This window comes from Embleya sp. NPDC127516 (assembly GCF_044765325.1).
In the GTDB taxonomy this organism is placed as follows: domain Bacteria; phylum Actinomycetota; class Actinomycetes; order Streptomycetales; family Streptomycetaceae; genus Embleya.
Window position 1 is genome coordinate 297,878 of the sequence record NZ_JBIWJT010000001.1, and the last position, 15,930, is coordinate 313,807.

Sequence of the window (15,930 nt, forward strand, 5' to 3'; positions counted from 1 at the left end):
CCGGGCCCGCGCGGGCGCGGGCGCGATCCCGAGCGCGAGCGGGCGGGCGAAGGCGACCCGGAGCGGGCTCCGGCGCTCGACCGCGCACGGGACCATCTGGCCCACGCAGCGGCGCACAACCTTCAAGGCGTCTACGTTCGCCGTGCCGGCGGGTTGGACGGTCCGGCAGGGCAGTGAGGTGCCCAACGTGCTGTGCGTGTGCCGCCCGCCGCGCTCCTGGGGCGCCCGAACGACGGGTGTGCGGTGGACGGCGTGGAAATCCGCCTCCCTGATCCGCCGGACGACGAAGCGGGCCGGGTGCTGCACTTCGAATCCGGATCGGGCTGGGTTCGGCAGGGCAACGCCTGGTGCCGCGGGGCGGTCCCCCCGCGGCACCATGTTGACCACGTCCTCGACGTTCGTCGAACACGGGTGCCGCCCGGTCGGACCCCAGGCCGTCGACTACCGACGCTGGTCAGCCGGTTGCGACCACGGATCGACCTATCACCCGCGGGTGTGGTGGCTGCCGACCACAAAGCCGTCCAGCGCGACCTTCGCCATGCCACCGAGTCCGGACGCGACGGTCGATCGAGTTGCCGCGTCCTTCGACTTCTCGGGCTACTCCGGAGTCCGGGGACGACGGCCGTCTCCCGCGGCCGCCGTCACGGCTTCTCCCAGATCTGGAAGGCCCGGACCGTGAAGGGCACGTCGGGCACGAAGACCCCGTCGCCCGGATACGTGCTGAAGTCGCCTTCCGTGGCGCACTCCCTGCTCTGGTACATCGTCACGTAGCGATCCATGCGGTTCGCGAAGGAGAGCGCGTCGACCCCGTCGGGCAGGGAAATGCACTGCTCGACGTTGACTTCGGCCAACTCGAATGCCGCCGCCGGCGCACCGGCGAAGGCCGGCCCTGTCCAGAAGCACACCTGCCCCGGTTCACACGTGGCAGCCCCGGTCGGGTCGGCGGAGGCCCCCGGCGCCGCCACGGCCAGCAGGCTCGTGGTCAGGGCCAGCGCGCAGACAAAACGACGTCGCATGCGGTTCATCGGTGATACCCCGTTCGTCGAATCCGTTGCCCCGGTTCCGACGTGTGTCCAGGGTCGCTCGTGTATCGGCGAAGCGCCGGCAAATGTGGCCGGATTACTTCGAAAGAGTGCATTGAAGATCAACTTCTGCCATCTCGGAACCAGAGTGCGAAACGTTTCGTCGCTGTAGATATCGGCTCATTCGGAGGCTGTCATGGCTGTTGTATCCGTCCCCCGTCGCCATCTCGTCCGCTCCGCCCTCGGCGTCGCCGCCGTCGTCGGCATCACCGCCACCACCGTGTTGTCCGGGACCGCGCAGGCCGCCGGCACCACGTACCTGACCAACATCCGCACCGGACAACACGCGACCTTCGACCGCGTGGTCCTCGACTTCTCCGCCGGCCTCCCGGCGTACGGGAGCACCACGAGCAGCGGTCTCGAGCAGTGCGCGAGCGGCAAGCCCGTCAGCTTCCCGAACAGCGCCGAATACCTCGAACTGGACATCGCCGGCGCCGCGCACGACGACGACGGCAACGCCACGTACACCGGCCCGCGCCACGTGGTGACCAACATGCCTTCGCTCACCGGGTACGCGGTCACGTGCGACTTCGAGGGCAAGCTCAAGGTCGGCATCGGTTACAAGAGCAACGTGCACGAGGTGCTCACGTTCGTCCTGAACAACCCGAGCCGCATCGTGATCGACGTCAAGCGCTGACCGGGACCGGGCCGCGCTCCGCCGCAGCCGGCCCGGGCCTTCCTACCGGTTCATCCGACGTTCGACCGCCGCCAGCTCGGCGGCGGTCAGCACGTTCGGCGTGCCCACCGCGAGCGAGCGCACGTACACCTCGCACAACCACTCCAGGATCCGGGTACGGTCGTACGCCTCGATCAGGTCCCGTCCCAGGGTCACGCCCCCGTGGTTGGCCATCAGCGCCGCGCTGCGGCCGCCCGCGAGCGCCGCTCGCACCGAGGCAGCCAATTCCGGCGTCCCGTAGGTCGCGTACGGCGCGACCCGCACATCGTGCCCGCCGAGCAGCAGCACGTTGTAGTGGATCGCCGGCAACACCGGCAGCGTTGTCGCCACCACCGCCCCGAACACCGCGTGCGTGTGCACCACGGCGCCGGCGTTCGGGTCGCTCTCGTACAGCGCGAGGTGCATCGGCGTCTCGGAGGAAGGCGTCCGCGTGCCCTCCACGACCGTGCCCGTCATGTCCACGACCACGCACTCCGCCGGCGTGATGCGCTCCAGCGGGACACCGGAGGGGGTGACCGCGACCAGCGGGCCCCGGCGCACGCTCAGGTTGCCCGAGGCTCCGACCACAAGTCCGCACTCGACGATCCGTGCTCCGAACTCGCACAGTTCGCGACGCTCGTCCTCCAACAACACCGCGGCCTCCCGACCGGGATACGCCCGGATTCGCTCTGACACCACCATGACCGATCGAGGCCGACTCGGCCCGAACGGATCCAATCAGATCGGCGTACTCAGATGCCGCCGTGGTGTCGGTGGAAGGCCTCCGCGTCGACGCCCTCGCCCTCGTCGCCCACGGTCGCGCGCACCGCGGCGGACAAACCACGCGCCCGCATGCGTCTCGGTCCCGGTGCGACCATCGGGTCGCTGTTCAGGTCCTTCAGCAGAGCCACGCACAGCGCCAGCATCACCAGCACGAACGGCAACGCGACCAGGATGGTCGCCTGTTGCAGCGCGGTGAGACCACCCGCGACCAGGAGCACCGCCGCGACCGCGCCGATCAGCGCGCCCCACCCCACCACCAGCCAGCGCGCCGGTTTGAGCGAGCCGCGGCTGGTCAGCGAGCCGAGCACGAGCGAGGCCGAGTCGGCCCCGGTGACGAAGTACAGCGCGACCAGGATCATCGCCACGGTCGCGGTGACGGCGTACAGGGGTAGCGCGTCGAGCATCGCGAACAGGCCCGACTCCGGCCCGTCGGCGACCTTGGTCACCAGATCGGCCGAGCCGGTCTGTTGCAGGCGCAGCGCGGTCCCGCCCATCACCGCGAACCAGATCGTGCTCGCCCCGCTGGGTACCAGCAGGACGCCGATCACGAACTGGCGAACCGTCCGGCCGCGCGAGATGCGTGCGATGAACGTGCCCACGAATGGAGCCCAGGACAGCCACCACGCCCAGTAGAAGATCGTCCACGAGCCCATCCAGGCGTCCCCGCCGAAGGTTCCGGTACGGGTCGCCAGGGTCAGCAGATCGTTGAGGTAGCTGCCGACGGAGGCGGGCAGCACCCCGAGCACGTACACCGTCGGGCCGACCACGAACACGAACACCATGAGCACCAGCGCGAGCAGCACGTTGGCGGTGCTGAGCCACTTGACGCCGCGATGGATCCCACTGAAGGCGGACACCACGAAGGCGGCCGTGAGCGCGATGATGATCACCACGTGCAGCGTCGAGGTGTCCTTGATGTCGGTGGTCAGGTCCAGGCCCTTGGCCACCTGGAGGGCGCCGAGTCCCAGGCTGGTGGCCGAGCCGAACACGGTCGCGAAGATGGCGAGCAGGTCGATCGCCTGCCCGGCGGCACCGTCCGCGTGGCGACCCAGGAGCGGTACGAACGCGGCGCTGACCCGATTTCCGCGACCGCGCCGAAACGTGGCGTAGGCGAGGGCGAGGCCGGCGATCGCGTAGATCGCCCACGGATGCAACGTCCAGTGGAAGAGCGTCCATTCGAGCGCCGCGCCGGCCGCCCTCGGAGTCTGGGCGACCGCGCCCGAGGCCGGTGGTGGCGCGGCGAAGTGTTGGATGGGTTCGGCCACGGCGTAGAACATCAGCCCGATACCCATGCCCGCGCTGAACATCATCGCGACCCAGGCGCCGGTACTGAATTCCGGCTCGTCGTCGTCCTCGCCCAAGCGAATTCGGCCGTACTTCGACGCGGCGATGAAGACCGCGAGCACGAGAAAGGTGTCGGCGGCGACGACGAACAGCCAGCCGAAGTTGCGGATCGTCCAATCGAGTCCGGTCGACGCCGCGGTGTCGAGCGAACCCTTGGCGAGGACGCCCCACAGGACGACCGCGAGCACGAGGGCGAAGCCGATGGCCGCGACGACCGGGTCCACGCGGGGCGCGGCGGCGTCGTCCCGGCTGGATCCGCTCACGTGGTCGTCCTTTTCATCCGCTCAAGCGCCACACGACATGGTGCGGTCTCACGGATGGGGAAGGGCGGGACGCGCCGGAACAGCCTCCGGCGTCACTCCTTTGTCGCAACCACCGGCGCGTCGTTCGTCGCGGATCGGTACAACGCCACGATCTGCCGAATGCAACCCGCCCGGCAACGCGAGGCGTTCGTCGAGCGCGGTGTGGGTGGCCGATCCGAACCGGATCGACGAAGCGGCTCACGGCTGCGAGGGCGGAGCGCAGGTCGCCTTCCGAACCGGGATCGCCCGGCTCGACCGGACCGTCCGGATCACCGAGTCCCGGCCCGGCCGGGTCTCCGAACAGCACGGCACGATCCGCACGGAGCAGAGCGGGGATCACGTCGCGTTCGCTCACCGTCCCGGCGTCGTCCACCACCACCAGGTCGAAGCGCACGTCATCGGGCAATCGCCGAACCGCGCGCGGCGACATCACCCTCACGGGTGCGCCCGCCGGCGCAGCCGACGGGCCGACCCGCACCCCCGACACCGGCCTCGGGCGGACAACCGCCGTCGCCGACGCTCGGGTTCGATACCGGTGGGCGTGCGCTTGTAGGCCTACCACCCCGCCGGGCCCGCCGGCGGTGATGGTGTGGGCGAGCGAGGTGTACAGGAAGTGCTCGTACCCGCCCGCGGCCCCCTCCGGTGATACCGCTCTCGCCGTCAGGTCGGCCATGAGCGGTCCCAAGCCGGCGGTCGCGAGGGCGCGGTACCAGCGACAGCGGTCCGCCAGTCGCTCGCAGGACACGCCGTCCGCCGAGATCGACTCGGCGAGCCGATCGAGCCGCTCCCCGATATCGGGCAACGCGGCGTCCACCGGCAGGCCCAGGACCGGGAACAGCGATTCCGCGTAGCCCGCAAGCGCCTGCCGTTCGCATTCCGAGTCGGACCACGCCGGGACCATTTCCCGCAGGAACACCGTCTCGGGCAACCCGTCCGGCTGTTCCTGGAAGAGACGGACCAAGGCTCGGGCCTCGGTCATGGTGAGCCGCATTGCGGCCCGGTCGGTCGGGAATCGCGTACGTTCGCGCAGGTATCGGCGCGCCGCGGGTCGTCCGTACCAGCGTGTGGTCGCCGGCAGTCGGGGAATGGAGTACGGACCGGTGAGGACTTCCGGGTCGACCACGATCGAGAGCTGCCGCACTCGCTTGACGAGTGCGAGACACGCCGTCCATTCGGCGAGATCACGCGGCTCGGCCCGATCGGGGTGGAGCCGGGCCCGGGACGCGGCCGCCCGGATCTCGCGCCACCTTGCGCGCAGTTCGGCGACTTCGCCGACCACGGAGCGGGCCTGCTCGAGCGTGTCGATCCGCACGCCGTGCCAAGCCGCATCACGCAACCCGCCCGCATGCGCCAATCGTTCGAGGTCGCGCCCGAGCCGATGGGCCTCGTTCGGATCGAGCGCCGACACAAGCTCCGGATCGAGCACGGGCCCGGTCCACAACGGCCGCCCCACGAGGTGATCCTGAACTCCGGCCAGGGTCAACCCCCAAGCCCCGTACGGCGCGACCATCGAGCGCGCATGCCGAGGCGCGTTACAACCAGCACGCGTCCGCCGGCGTCGAGTTCGCGGCGGATCACCATCGCGGCGGTCCTGGTCTTGCCCGTACCGGCCACCCCCACGACCACCAAAGCGGGAGGACGGGCAGACGCGGCGGCGAGTACCCGTATCTGGTCCAGGTCGGCGTCGCCCACCCACCCGACCACCGCCGCGTCGGGCTCAGCCGCCCGCAGCGTCACCGCGGCCCCGGCCAAGGCCGCGACGACGCCTCCGCGAGCGGTGTACCAGTGATGCCCCGAGTCGGTCGGCAACGGAAACCGCCCGTTCGCCCACCGCGGCAAAGCGGCACCGACGACCTCGTCCTGACTGTGCGTCATGTCCCGTCCCCCTCAGGAAGACTCTCCTCCGGGACCGCACACGACCGCAGGGGGCAATCCCTCAAAACCGGGAGCCCGCCGAACACGTCCACCGGCCCCGGACACTGGCGACGGACACCGGCGCCGACCACAACGCATCACCGGCAACCGCTTGCGGCCGCAGCCGGACGCCCATCGCCATCGCCCATCGCGCGTCGCGCGTCGCGCGTCGCGCGTCGCCCGCAGAGGTCCCCCGCCCGCGAGCCCGCCCCATCACCCCCGATACAGCCTCGCGACCACCTCCTCGATCGTCGGCTCCCGCACGGACACGTCCCGCAGGCCCCCGTCGCGCGCGATCCTGGCGATCAACTCCCCCGCAGGCACGCCGTCCAGCGCGAAGGTGACTCGCCTGCCGTCCGCCTCGACCGCCTCGATCGCGACCCCGGGCATCCGCACGTCCAGCGCACGCGCCTCGTCCAGATCCACCACCACCCGCCGGCGCGAGCCGTAGCGCGCGTGCAGGGCCTCCAGCGTCCCGTCGTGCACGACCTGGCCGCGGTCGATCACGATCAGCCGCCGGCACAGGTGCTCGATGTCGGCGAGGTCGTGCGTCGTGAGCACGGTCGTGACGTCCCCGCGTGTGCCGATCTCGGCCAGGAAGGCGCGCAGCGACTGCTTGCTGACCACGTCGAGTCCGATCGTCGGCTCGTCCAGGAACAGCACATCGGGACCGTGCAGGAGGGCCGCCGTGATCTCGCCGCGCATCCGCTGCCCGAGCGAGAGTTGACGCACCGGTGTGTCCATGAACTCGTCGAGTTCGAGCATCGCCCGGCACTGTCGGAGCCTGGCCTCGTGCTCGACGGCGGGCACCGCGTAGACAAACCTCAGCAACCTGAACGACTCGCGCAGCGGCAGGTCCCACCACAGCTGCGAGCGCTGTCCGAAGACCACCCCGATCCGACGGGCGAGCCGGCGTCGACGGGGCACCGGTTCCAGGCCGCAGACCCGTACATGCCCCGAGGTCGGCGTCAGGATCCCGGTCATCATCTTGAGGGTGGTCGACTTGCCGGCGCCGTTGGGTCCGATGTAGCCGACCGTCTCGCCGCGCGCGACGCTCAACGCGACGCCGTCCACGGCGGCCACCGTGAGCGATTCCCGGCGGACCCGGCCGATCTTGCGCCTGACGGTGAACTCCTTGCGCAGGTCCCGCACTTCGATCATCGTCTCGGTCGCGGTCTGGGTGATGGTCTCGGTCGCGGTCACGATCCCGTACTCCTGTAGTGCCGAATCCCGGTCCGCCACACCAGCAGCGCGATCGTCCAGGCGAACGCCGCGACGACCGGGGACAACCATGCGAGCCAGTCCGGCCCGCCGAGTGGATCCGCGCGTCCCGTCAGGAACAGCGCGGGGTGATAGCCGACCAGCGCGAGGCCGACCCCGTAGCCGAACACCCGGCGCAGCAACCCCGGGTAGATCGTCGCCGGGTAGCGGGCGAACTCCTTGCCGCCGTAGGTGAACGCGTTGGCCATCTCGCCGGATTCGACGAACCAGAACGCGACACAGGCCCCCAGTACGAACACCGCGGCGAACAGCGCACAGCCCGCGATCGGAGTCAGCACGAGCACCAGTACGCGCGCGGGAGTCCAGTGCAGGTCCGCGTACACGAGTACGGCCACCAGCAACACCAAGGACTGCGCGGCTCGACCGATCCGGCGCAACGCGAAGTCGGTGGCGAGCAGTTGCGGCAGTACGCGCAACGGACGGACCAGGATCGCGTCGAGCATGCCCTTGCGCACGTACAGGGACAGTCGTTCGATGTTGCCGACGAGCAGGTCGGCGAGGTCGAACGCGAAGACCGCGAGCGCGGACATCACGAGCACCTCACGCAGCCCGAATCCGCCGACCGTCGGCGACACCCGGAACACCACGAGGACGACGGCGGCCTCGACGAGCGTGGTAAGCGCGCAGGACGCGACGTCGATGGTGAACGAGGCGCGGTACTGGGTCTGACTGCGGATCTGGGCTCGTACCAGATGCGCGTACGCCTGGATCGTGCTCGACTCAGCCACCCTGGATCACCAGCTTGTCGGTCGCGGCCCGCTGCACGCGCCGCACGACGGGCACCAGGATCGCAACCCAGAACAACTGGAGCACGACGCTGCCGATCTGCTGTGCGGGGCCGGGACGTTCGACCACCACGTCGAGCGGGATCTGAAACAGGCCGGGGAACGGGGTGCACAACCACAACACGGCCTGGGCCCAGTCGGGCAGGAACCGCAGCGGGAAGAAGGTGCCGGCGAGTACACCCGAGGCGAGCAGCCACACCGCGCCGATACCGCGCGCGTCGAGCAGCCAGAACGCGCCGAGGTTGACGAGGTAGCGCAGCGCGAAGCTGAGCACCGTACCCAGGGTCAGCGAGAGCACGAACAGCGGGATCGTGTAGGGACGTTGCGGGACGTACAGGGTGAACATCAGCGCGCCGGCGAGGACGGGTACCACCATCCGGGCGAGCACCGCGTAGGCGGCCCGGCCGAGGTCGGCGGCCAGGAACGCCTCGAAGGGGTCGATGGGGCGCAGCAGGTCGGCGGTCACGTCGCCGCTGCGGACCCGGTCGGCGAGTTCGTTCCAGGTCCACACGTGGACGACGCTGAGGATGCCCTGACCGACCCAGACGTAGGTGGCGAGTTGCGCCGCGTCGTAGCCGCCGGGCCGGCGGCCGTCGTCGGCGAGGGCGCGCAGCAACGAGTAGATCATCACACCGAAGACGATGTTGGTGAACAGTCCGGCGAGGGTTGCCTGCCGGTAGGTGGACCAGCGGCGGAAGCCCGCGCCGAACAGCGCGCCGAAGCGGTACAGCCGGGCCCGTCGGTCCGGCGGTTGGTCGATCCGCAGTGAGCGCGCGGAAGCGAACGACATGGTGAAATCCCTTTCCCCGGGCAGCGTGCGGCGTCGGCGGGGCCGAGCGGACACGCGACTCCGGGCATACCGAAGTGACCTCGGTCGGAGGTGTGGGGATGCTCACTCTTGGTTTCGTTGCGCCGAGCCTGATGCGTGACGAACGCCGGCCCCGGCCCGCAACACCCCGGGCAAGGCGAGCAAGAGTAGCGGACGAGCGGGTACGTTTCACCCCGGTTTTACTGACCCGTACGAGTGGGCACCCGATTTTTTCGCCGCAAAGGATGAACCGATCAGCCCACTCGTGTGACGATCGTGCGCATGGTGCAGCAGTTGGGCAAGGGACAGAACACGCCGGTGGCCGCCGCGAAGGTAAGCGCGGTCTTCGTCTGGCGACCGGGGCCGAGTACGCCCGGTCTGGACGCGTCGGCGCTGTTGTTGGGTGCGTCGGGTCGCGTCTCGGGCGACGCGGACTTCGTGTTCTACAACCAGCCGACCCATCCCTCCGGCGCGGTCCGCCACGCGGGCAAGAGCGAGGGGACGTGGTCGAGGGACGCGCTGGAGATCGACCTGGGGTCGCTTCCGGCGAGTGTGGATCGGGTGGTGCTCGCGGCGTCGGCGCACAGTGGCACCTTCGCGGGCATCCGGGATCTGCACCTGTTGGTGAGCGATCCGGGGGCCGAGGTGGACCTGGTCCGGTTCGACATCGCGGATGCGACCGTGGAGACCGCGATGCTCGCGGGCGAATTGTACCGCCGGGGCGGGGCCTGGAAGTTCCGCGCGATCGGGCAGGGCTACTCGACCGGTCTGGAGGGGCTCGCGACCGACTTCGGCATCTCGGTGACGGCCCCGCCTCCGCCGCCCCCTCGGGTGCAGGCACCTCCGCCGCCCCCGCCGGCACCCACACCTCCGCCGGCGCCTCGGCTGAACGTCCGCAAGCCCGAGCCGGTACGGCAGCCGCCCGCACCGCCCGCCCCCGCGCCGACGCCGGCGCCCGCGACCACTCCGAACCGGCCGCCGGTGCGGTTGAGCAAGGTGACGCTGACCAAGGCCTCACCGATGGTCTCGCTGAGCAAGGAGGGCATCACCGGCAGCCGCATGCGGGTGAACCTCAACTGGGTGCAGGCAGCTCCCGGGCGCGGCATGCTCAAGCGGCTGATGGGGCCGACCGACCTCGACCTGTGTTGCCTGTGGGAGCTCAACGACGGCACGAAGGGCATCGTGCAGGCGCTCGGCAACATGTTCGGTTCGGCGGACGCGCCGCCGTACGTGTACCTGGACGGAGACGACCGGACCGGCGCGAACACCGCGGGCGAGAACCTGTACATCAACCTCGACCACAAGAACAGCTTCAAGCGCCTGCTGATCTTCGCGTTCATCTACAAGGGTGTGACGTTCGACGACGCGCAGGCGGTGGTGACGCTCACGCCGGCGACCGGCCCCGAGTTGGAGATCCGGCTCGACGAGACCGGCGGTGCGGCGCGCTCGTGCGCGATCGCGCTCGTCCAGAACCAGGGCGGGGACCTGACGATCCAGCGCGAGGTGCGCTACATCAAGGGCAACCAGCAGAAGGTCGACCAGACCTACGGCTGGGGCCTGCAATGGCGAGCGGGCACCAAGGACTGACAAGGGAACCGAACACGGGACCGCGACCCCGATCGCGGGTGCGGGTGCGGGCGCGGGCGCGGCTACGCACCGGCGGTCGCGAGCGCAGCGCCCTTGTGGTCGCGACCGTAGGTGCGCTTGCGCGTACCCGCAGGCGGTCGCGAGGGTACGCATGCGACCGCCGGCGCCCACGCGTGCGCGATCGCCCGTGAGGACGCAGGCGGTGGCGGTGGCAGCCGCACGCGCAGCCGAACGCTCACGCGAGCGCGAGCGGGCGCGGGCGCGCAGCCAGGTGGTCGCCGGCGCGGTCGCGAGCGCAGGCTCGCGACCGCGGTCGCGGGTACGAGGACACCGGTCGCAGGCGCAGGTGCGCGCCCCGTCACGCCGCCTCCGCCGCCGCCGCGACCGCGCTCCCTGCCCGGGACCCGTCCCGCCCCGCCTCGCCCGCGTGTCAGACCTTGAGCCCCAGGTCTCCGCTCGTCCCGGTCATGCGTCGTCCGGGTGTGTCCCCTCCGGGCGTACTCCGATCCCGGGCAGGTCGACATACCCGCCCGACGTCCATGCCCGAGTGCGCAGCCGCCGAGCGCCGTCGATGCCCCAGAAGGCGAACGCCTCCAGGATCGACTCGGCCGCCGCGACCGCGTGTTCGGTGCCGGGACGCAGCCATACCTGGCGTCCGTTGCCCGGCACGTTGCCCAGTTCGAGGCGGTCCTGCCCGACCCGGATCTCGACCGTGTGCGCGGGTTCGGCTACATCCCCCAGCACCAAGAGGACCGGTTCCACCCACCCGACCAGCGGCATGTCCACCACCAGCGAGGACAGTACGCGCGGCAACGCCTCACAAAAGTCGGCCCAGTCGCGCGGGTCCGGCCCGAACGGCAGGAACAGTTCCGCCAGGCTCATGTCCGGCCGACTGACACACCAGATGTAGGGCAGCTCGGCCAGGGACCCCGCCCGCTCGAAGCCGCGCCGCTCGAACGCCTCGCCGGCGCGCGTCGGAAACAACTCCATGACGAGCGCCTCGTTCGCGTCGTCCCGAGAAAGGCGCAGCGTGATCCGACGCGATCGCCAGCGCAGCCACGCGGCGGGCCCGCCTCGCCACGGCGCGGGCCCCAGCGTCGCGGTCAGCGCCGCGCCCAGCCGGGTGTGCGCGGCGTCCAACTCCCGCCCTCGATCGCGGACGTAGGGCACGGCGCCCCATGAGCCGGAACCTGGGCCGTACGCGTATTGACCCGGCACCGACGGGCCTTGGAACCCGGGCACCGGCGGCGGTGGGTCCACCCGGACCGGTAGTGGGGCGCTGAAGCGCACGCACGGCGCGCCCTCGGCGAGTTCGCCGGGGTCCGCCCGGCACTGCAGCCCGGGTATGCCGGTCTCGATCGCCACCTGCCCGTCCTCGACGCGGCGAGTCTCCCAGCCGAGCCGTCCGGCGGTCTCCTGCATGGCCTCGACGGACCAGTCCCCCCACTCGGCGCCTCGGGCGGCGAGCAGCGTTCGAGCGAGTGTGTCGGCGGCAGGCATCACGGAGACGGCCATGCTCGACATGGTCACAGGACACGGGCCGATCGGACCAGACCCTTTACCGATCCGCGCTCGAAAAGATCGTCGGCGAACCCGGGCCCCACACGTGTCCACCACGATCCGCATCGCCTCCCCCGTCACGCCGACACACCCCCGCAGCCCCCCGAAGGCCCCGCCTCACCCGCGACACCGGGCCCGCGACACCGAGCCCTCGACCCCTCGCCTCCGACCCTCCGCCCCTCTGACCCTGTGGTCCTCTGACCTTCGGCTATTTGGCCCTCGCAACCCTCTCGGCCCCCTCGACCCTCTCAACCCCTCGACCCGCCGTCACAACAAACTGGTCTCCGGATACTTGCCACTGGGCGTGACAATCGTCCCCGCGTTGCCCCGGAGGATCTCCGCGGCCTGGTCGAGCGCGCCGATCGCCGCCATGTCGCCGGTCATCTCGACGAAGCGGCAGATCGCGTCGACCTTGGGGCCCATCGAACCGGCCGGGAAGTCCCCCGCGCGCAGTTGCATGGGGGTGGAGTTGGTGATCTCCTGCGCATCGGGTTGTCCGAATCCGCGGACCACTCGGGGGACATCGGTGAGCAGCAACAGCGCGTCCGCATCCAGTGCCTCGGCCAGCAGGGCCGCGGTGAGATCCTTGTCCACCACGGCCTCGACGCCGGTGAGTTGGCCGAGTTCGTTGCGGACCACCGGGACGCCGCCGCCGCCCGCACACACCGCGACCGCCCCGGAGGCGAGCAGTTGCCGGATCAGTCGGGTCTCCACGACCCGTGCGGGTTTGGGCGAGGGAACCACCCGGCGCCACCACTTGCCGTCCGGCTTGACGATCCAACCGCGCTCGTGGGCCAGTCGCTTGGCCTCGTCCTCCTCGTACACCGGGCCGACGAACTTGGTCGGATCCTGGAACGCGGGGTCGGCGGTGGAGACGAGGGTCTGGTTGATCAGCGAGCACACCTGCCTGCCCGGCAGCGCGTTCTGGAGGGACTGGAGCAGCCAGTAGCCGATCATGCCCTGCGTCATCGCGCCCAGGACGTCGAACGGGTAGGGCTGGGTGAGCGATTGGTCGGCGGCGGACTGGAGGGCGAGCACGCCGACCTGGGGGCCGTTGCCGTGGGTGACCACGAGTTCGTGTTCGCGCGCCAGCGGGGCCAGCGATTTGACCGCCTTTTGGATGTTGTGCAGCTGGATGTCGGCGTCGGGCTTGTCCCCGCGCTGAAGCATCGCGTTTCCGCCGAGGGCGACGACGACGCGCATGGTGGATCCCTTCGGTTCGGGCGGCGAGCGCGAGCGGTCGTCGACCGGTCGCCTCGTCGCAGCAAAGCGAATGAACGTGGCAAATGGGGCGTTCCACAACCACGTGCGGCCCGGGTACCGGTTGGTCCGGTGCCCGGGCCGCGCCGTTCCTCGTACCGCGCTCTAGTCGCCGAGTGTGGCGACCATGACCGCCTTGATCGTGTGCAGGCGGTTCTCGGCCTCGTCGAAGACGATCGAGAAGTCCGACTCGAAGACCTCGTCGGTGACCTCCAGCGCCTCCATGCCGGTCTTCTCGAAGATGTCCTGGCCGACCTTGGTGTTGCGGTCGTGGAACGCCGGGAGACAGTGCATGAACTTGACCTTGGGGTTGCCGGTGGCCTTCACCACGTCCATGTTGACCTGGTATGCCTTCAGTTGTGCGATCCGGGTGTCCCACACCTCCTTGGGCTCACCCATCGACACCCACACGTCGGTGTAGAGGAAGTCCACACCCTTGACGCCTTCCGCGACGTCGGCGGTGTGGGTGATCCGGGCACCGGTTGCGGTCGCGATCTCCTTGGCCTTGGCGACGATCTCCGCGTCGTTCCACAACTCCTCGGGCGCGACCATGCGTACGTCCATGCCCAGCATCGCGGCAGTGATCATCAGCGAGTTGCCCATGTTGTTGCGGGCGTCGCCGAGGTAGGCGAACGAGACCTGGTGCAGCGGCTTGTCCGAGTGCTCGCGCATGGTGAGCATGTCCGCGAGCATCTGCGTGGGGTGCCATTCGTCGGTCAGACCGTTCCACACCGGCACGCCCGCGTATTTGCCGAGTTCCTCGACGTACTCCTGCTTGCTGCCCCGGTATTCGATGCCGTCGTACATCCGCCCGAGCACCCGCGCGGTGTCCTTCATCGACTCCTTGTGCCCGATCTGCGAGCCGCCCGGGTCGAGGTAGGTCACGCCCGCGCCCTGGTCGTACGCGGCGACCTCGAACGCGCACCGGGTGCGGGTGGAGGTCTTCTCGAAGATCAGCGCGATGTTCTTGCCGACGAGACGCTTGCGCTCGTTGCCCGCGTACTTCGCGGCCTTCAGGTCCGCGGCGAGGTCGAGCAGGTGGTTGAACTCCTTCGGAGTGAAGTCCAATTCCTTGAGGAAGTTGCGGTGACGCAGGTTGAAGGCCATGGCTCCAGGCTTCTCTTCGTGCGGGATCGAAAGGTCGGTGGACGCGTCGGGCGGGTCGGCCAACGCGTCGTCGGATCGGCAAACCGCCAGGTTAGACGGCCTCGCGCTCCACCGGACAGCTCATGCAGCGCGGCCCACCGCGACCGCGGCCGAGCTCGCTGCCCCGGATGGTGACCACCTCGATGCCGTTCTTGCGCAGGTAGGTGTTCGTGGTGACATTGCGTTCGTAGGCGAAGACCACCCCGGGTTCGACCGCGAGCACGTTGCAACCGTCGTCCCATTGCTCGCGCTCGGCGGAGCGCACGTCCTGCGTCGCGGTCAGCACCCGGATGTCGGACAGGTCCAGGGCGTTCGCGATCGCCTTGTGCATGTCGTGTGCCGGGTGGTCGGTGACCTTGAGTTCCTTGTCGTGCTCGCCCGGCTCGATCGTGTACGACGGCAGCATGCCCATGCCCGCGTACTTGGTGAAGGTCTCGCCGTCGAGCATCGTCATCACCGTGTCCAGGTGCATGAAGGCGCGTTTCTTCGGCATGTTCAGGGCGACCACCTTCGTCGCGGAACCGTGCTTGAACAGCGCCCGCGCGAGCGCCTCGACGCCCTGCGGGGTGGTCCGCTCGCTCATCCCGACCAGGACCGCGCCGTTGCCGATCACCAGCACGTCGCCGCCCTCCATCGACGCGGGGAAGCTGCTCTGGCCCGGGTTCCACACGTTGAAGTCGCCCTTGGCGAAGTTCGGGTGGTAGTTGTAGATCGCCTCGAAGTGCACGGTCTCGCGCCGCCGGGCGGGCATCATCATCGCGTTCACCGCGACGCCGTCGTAGACCCAGCACGAGGTGTCCCGGGTGAAGATGTGGTTGGGCAGCGGCTTGAGCACGAAGTCGTCCACGTCCATCGTGTGGAACGCGACGCTGTGCGGTTCCTGCATCAACTCCAGGATCTCGCGCTTGGTGATCCCGCCCACCAGGTAGCGCACCAGCTCGTTGGTGTCGAAGCCCTCGAACAGACCGCGCAACTCGTCCACCGCCAGCAGGCCGAACTCGCGTTCGTCGAAGACCCGGTCCAGCACCATCTTCTTGGCGGCCGGCTCGCCCGAGAGCGTCTCGCGCAGCAGGTCCGTGAACAGGTGGACACGAATGCCCCGATCCCGCAGCGCGTCCGCGAAACCGTCGTGCTCCTCGCGGGCCCGCTTGACCCACAAGACGTCGTCGAACAGGAGTTCGTCCTTGTTCGTCGGGGTCAGCCGCTTCATCTCCAGATCCGGGCGGTGCAGGATCACCTGCTTGAGTCGACCGGTCTCCGACTCGACGTGGAACCCCATGGATGGTCCTCCTGACCGTTGCGAACTGCGGTGTGCCTTCCGGCCATCGGGACCGGGTCCGGTTCTGCTTCCGACGGTGCTTCCGGTTCTCGTGCCGTGTGCGCCTGCGAATGATGTTTCCGATTTCGAAGGTACGACGCACGC

At 69.6% G+C, this 15,930-nt stretch carries 14 protein-coding genes; 2 read left to right on the forward strand and 12 right to left on the reverse strand.

The features are described 5' to 3' along the window. Nucleotides 1–641 precede the first annotated feature (641 nt). Nucleotides 642–1,016, reverse strand: a complete 375-nt coding sequence (locus tag ACIRL2_RS01270; RefSeq protein ID WP_402229274.1) for a peptidase inhibitor family I36 protein — start codon at nt 1,014–1,016, stop codon at nt 642–644. A gap of 202 nt (nt 1,017–1,218) precedes the next feature. Here ACIRL2_RS01270 and ACIRL2_RS01275 point away from each other — a divergent pair, with 202 nt between their 5' ends. Continuing rightward, nucleotides 1,219–1,719, forward strand: a complete 501-nt coding sequence (locus ACIRL2_RS01275; RefSeq protein ID WP_395859817.1) for a hypothetical protein — start codon at nt 1,219–1,221, stop codon at nt 1,717–1,719. Nucleotides 1,720–1,761: 42 nt separating this feature from the next. Here ACIRL2_RS01275 and ACIRL2_RS01280 read toward each other — a convergent pair whose 3' ends face one another. From ACIRL2_RS01280 to ACIRL2_RS01310, 7 genes are all read right to left on the reverse strand, one after another. Next, the gene (locus ACIRL2_RS01280; RefSeq protein ID WP_395859818.1) at nt 1,762–2,439 is read right to left on the reverse strand and encodes a class II aldolase/adducin family protein; all 678 of its coding nucleotides are present in this window, start codon (nt 2,437–2,439) and stop codon (nt 1,762–1,764) included. Between the two features lie 50 nt (nt 2,440–2,489). Then, the gene (locus ACIRL2_RS01285) at nt 2,490–4,127 is read right to left on the reverse strand and encodes a BCCT family transporter (protein ID WP_402229276.1); all 1,638 of its coding nucleotides are present in this window, start codon (nt 4,125–4,127) and stop codon (nt 2,490–2,492) included. 13 nt (nt 4,128–4,140) lie between these two features. Next, nucleotides 4,141–5,619, reverse strand: a complete 1,479-nt coding sequence (locus ACIRL2_RS01290) for a hypothetical protein (RefSeq protein ID WP_402229278.1) — start codon at nt 5,617–5,619, stop codon at nt 4,141–4,143. 26 nt (nt 5,620–5,645) lie between these two features. After that, nucleotides 5,646–6,041, reverse strand: coding sequence for a hypothetical protein (locus tag ACIRL2_RS01295; RefSeq protein WP_395859821.1), 396 nt, complete (start codon nt 6,039–6,041; stop codon nt 5,646–5,648). Nucleotides 6,042–6,293: 252 nt separating this feature from the next. Continuing rightward, nucleotides 6,294–7,241 carry an ATP-binding cassette domain-containing protein gene (locus ACIRL2_RS01300; RefSeq protein ID WP_395859935.1) on the reverse strand — a complete coding sequence of 316 codons (948 nt, stop codon included), beginning with the start codon at nt 7,239–7,241 and terminating at the stop codon, nt 6,294–6,296. 38 nt (nt 7,242–7,279) lie between these two features. After that, nucleotides 7,280–8,089, reverse strand: coding sequence for an ABC transporter permease (locus ACIRL2_RS01305; protein WP_395859822.1), 810 nt, complete (start codon nt 8,087–8,089; stop codon nt 7,280–7,282). Further along, nucleotides 8,082–8,936: an ABC transporter permease gene (locus tag ACIRL2_RS01310; protein WP_395859823.1), complete on the reverse strand. Its 855-nt coding sequence runs from the start codon at nt 8,934–8,936 to the stop codon at nt 8,082–8,084. Before ACIRL2_RS01310 ends, ACIRL2_RS01305 begins: the two co-directional genes overlap by 8 nt. A 300-nt stretch (nt 8,937–9,236) precedes the next feature. Here ACIRL2_RS01310 and ACIRL2_RS01315 point away from each other — a divergent pair, with 300 nt between their 5' ends. Continuing rightward, the gene (locus ACIRL2_RS01315; protein WP_395859824.1) at nt 9,237–10,541 is read left to right on the forward strand and encodes a TerD family protein; all 1,305 of its coding nucleotides are present in this window, start codon (nt 9,237–9,239) and stop codon (nt 10,539–10,541) included. Nucleotides 10,542–11,006: 465 nt separating this feature from the next. Here the strand turns inward: ACIRL2_RS01315 and ACIRL2_RS01320 are convergent, their stop codons facing one another. The 4 genes from ACIRL2_RS01320 to ACIRL2_RS01335 form a co-directional block, all read right to left on the reverse strand. Then, a complete protein-coding gene (locus tag ACIRL2_RS01320) occupies nt 11,007–12,056 on the reverse strand; it encodes a hypothetical protein (protein ID WP_395859825.1) in 1,050 nt (349 codons plus the stop codon). 312 nt (nt 12,057–12,368) lie between these two features. After that, a complete protein-coding gene (gene arcC, locus ACIRL2_RS01325) occupies nt 12,369–13,304 on the reverse strand; it encodes a carbamate kinase (RefSeq protein ID WP_395859826.1) in 936 nt (311 codons plus the stop codon). A 162-nt stretch (nt 13,305–13,466) separates the two neighbouring features. Beyond that, the gene (gene argF / locus ACIRL2_RS01330; protein WP_395859827.1) at nt 13,467–14,468 is read right to left on the reverse strand and encodes an ornithine carbamoyltransferase; all 1,002 of its coding nucleotides are present in this window, start codon (nt 14,466–14,468) and stop codon (nt 13,467–13,469) included. Nucleotides 14,469–14,559: 91 nt separating this feature from the next. Beyond that, nucleotides 14,560–15,786 (reverse strand): arginine deiminase, encoded by a 1,227-nt coding sequence (locus ACIRL2_RS01335; RefSeq protein WP_395859828.1) that lies wholly within the window; start codon nt 15,784–15,786, stop codon nt 14,560–14,562. Nucleotides 15,787–15,930: the final 144 nt, after the last annotated feature.

What these genes read in the sequence shown, in the direction of transcription:
- ACIRL2_RS01310 (WP_395859823.1), bottom strand. Translation starts at nt 8,936, where the DNA reads ATGTCGTTCGCTTCCGCGCGCTCACTGCGGATCGACCAACCGCCGGAC.
- argF (WP_395859827.1), bottom strand. Translation starts at nt 14,468, where the DNA reads ATGGCCTTCAACCTGCGTCACCGCAACTTCCTCAAGGAATTGGACTTC.
- arcC (WP_395859826.1), bottom strand. Translation starts at nt 13,304, where the DNA reads ATGCGCGTCGTCGTCGCCCTCGGCGGAAACGCGATGCTTCAGCGCGGG.
- ACIRL2_RS01295 (WP_395859821.1), bottom strand. Translation starts at nt 6,041, where the DNA reads ATGACGCACAGTCAGGACGAGGTCGTCGGTGCCGCTTTGCCGCGGTGG.
- ACIRL2_RS01275 (WP_395859817.1), top strand. Translation starts at nt 1,219, where the DNA reads ATGGCTGTTGTATCCGTCCCCCGTCGCCATCTCGTCCGCTCCGCCCTC.
- ACIRL2_RS01315 (WP_395859824.1), top strand. Translation starts at nt 9,237, where the DNA reads ATGGTGCAGCAGTTGGGCAAGGGACAGAACACGCCGGTGGCCGCCGCG.
- ACIRL2_RS01300 (WP_395859935.1), bottom strand. Translation starts at nt 7,241, where the DNA reads ATGATCGAAGTGCGGGACCTGCGCAAGGAGTTCACCGTCAGGCGCAAG.
- ACIRL2_RS01270 (WP_402229274.1), bottom strand. Translation starts at nt 1,016, where the DNA reads ATGCGACGTCGTTTTGTCTGCGCGCTGGCCCTGACCACGAGCCTGCTG.
- ACIRL2_RS01280 (WP_395859818.1), bottom strand. Translation starts at nt 2,439, where the DNA reads ATGGTGGTGTCAGAGCGAATCCGGGCGTATCCCGGTCGGGAGGCCGCG.
- ACIRL2_RS01320 (WP_395859825.1), bottom strand. Translation starts at nt 12,056, where the DNA reads ATGGCCGTCTCCGTGATGCCTGCCGCCGACACACTCGCTCGAACGCTG.
- ACIRL2_RS01335 (WP_395859828.1), bottom strand. Translation starts at nt 15,786, where the DNA reads ATGGGGTTCCACGTCGAGTCGGAGACCGGTCGACTCAAGCAGGTGATC.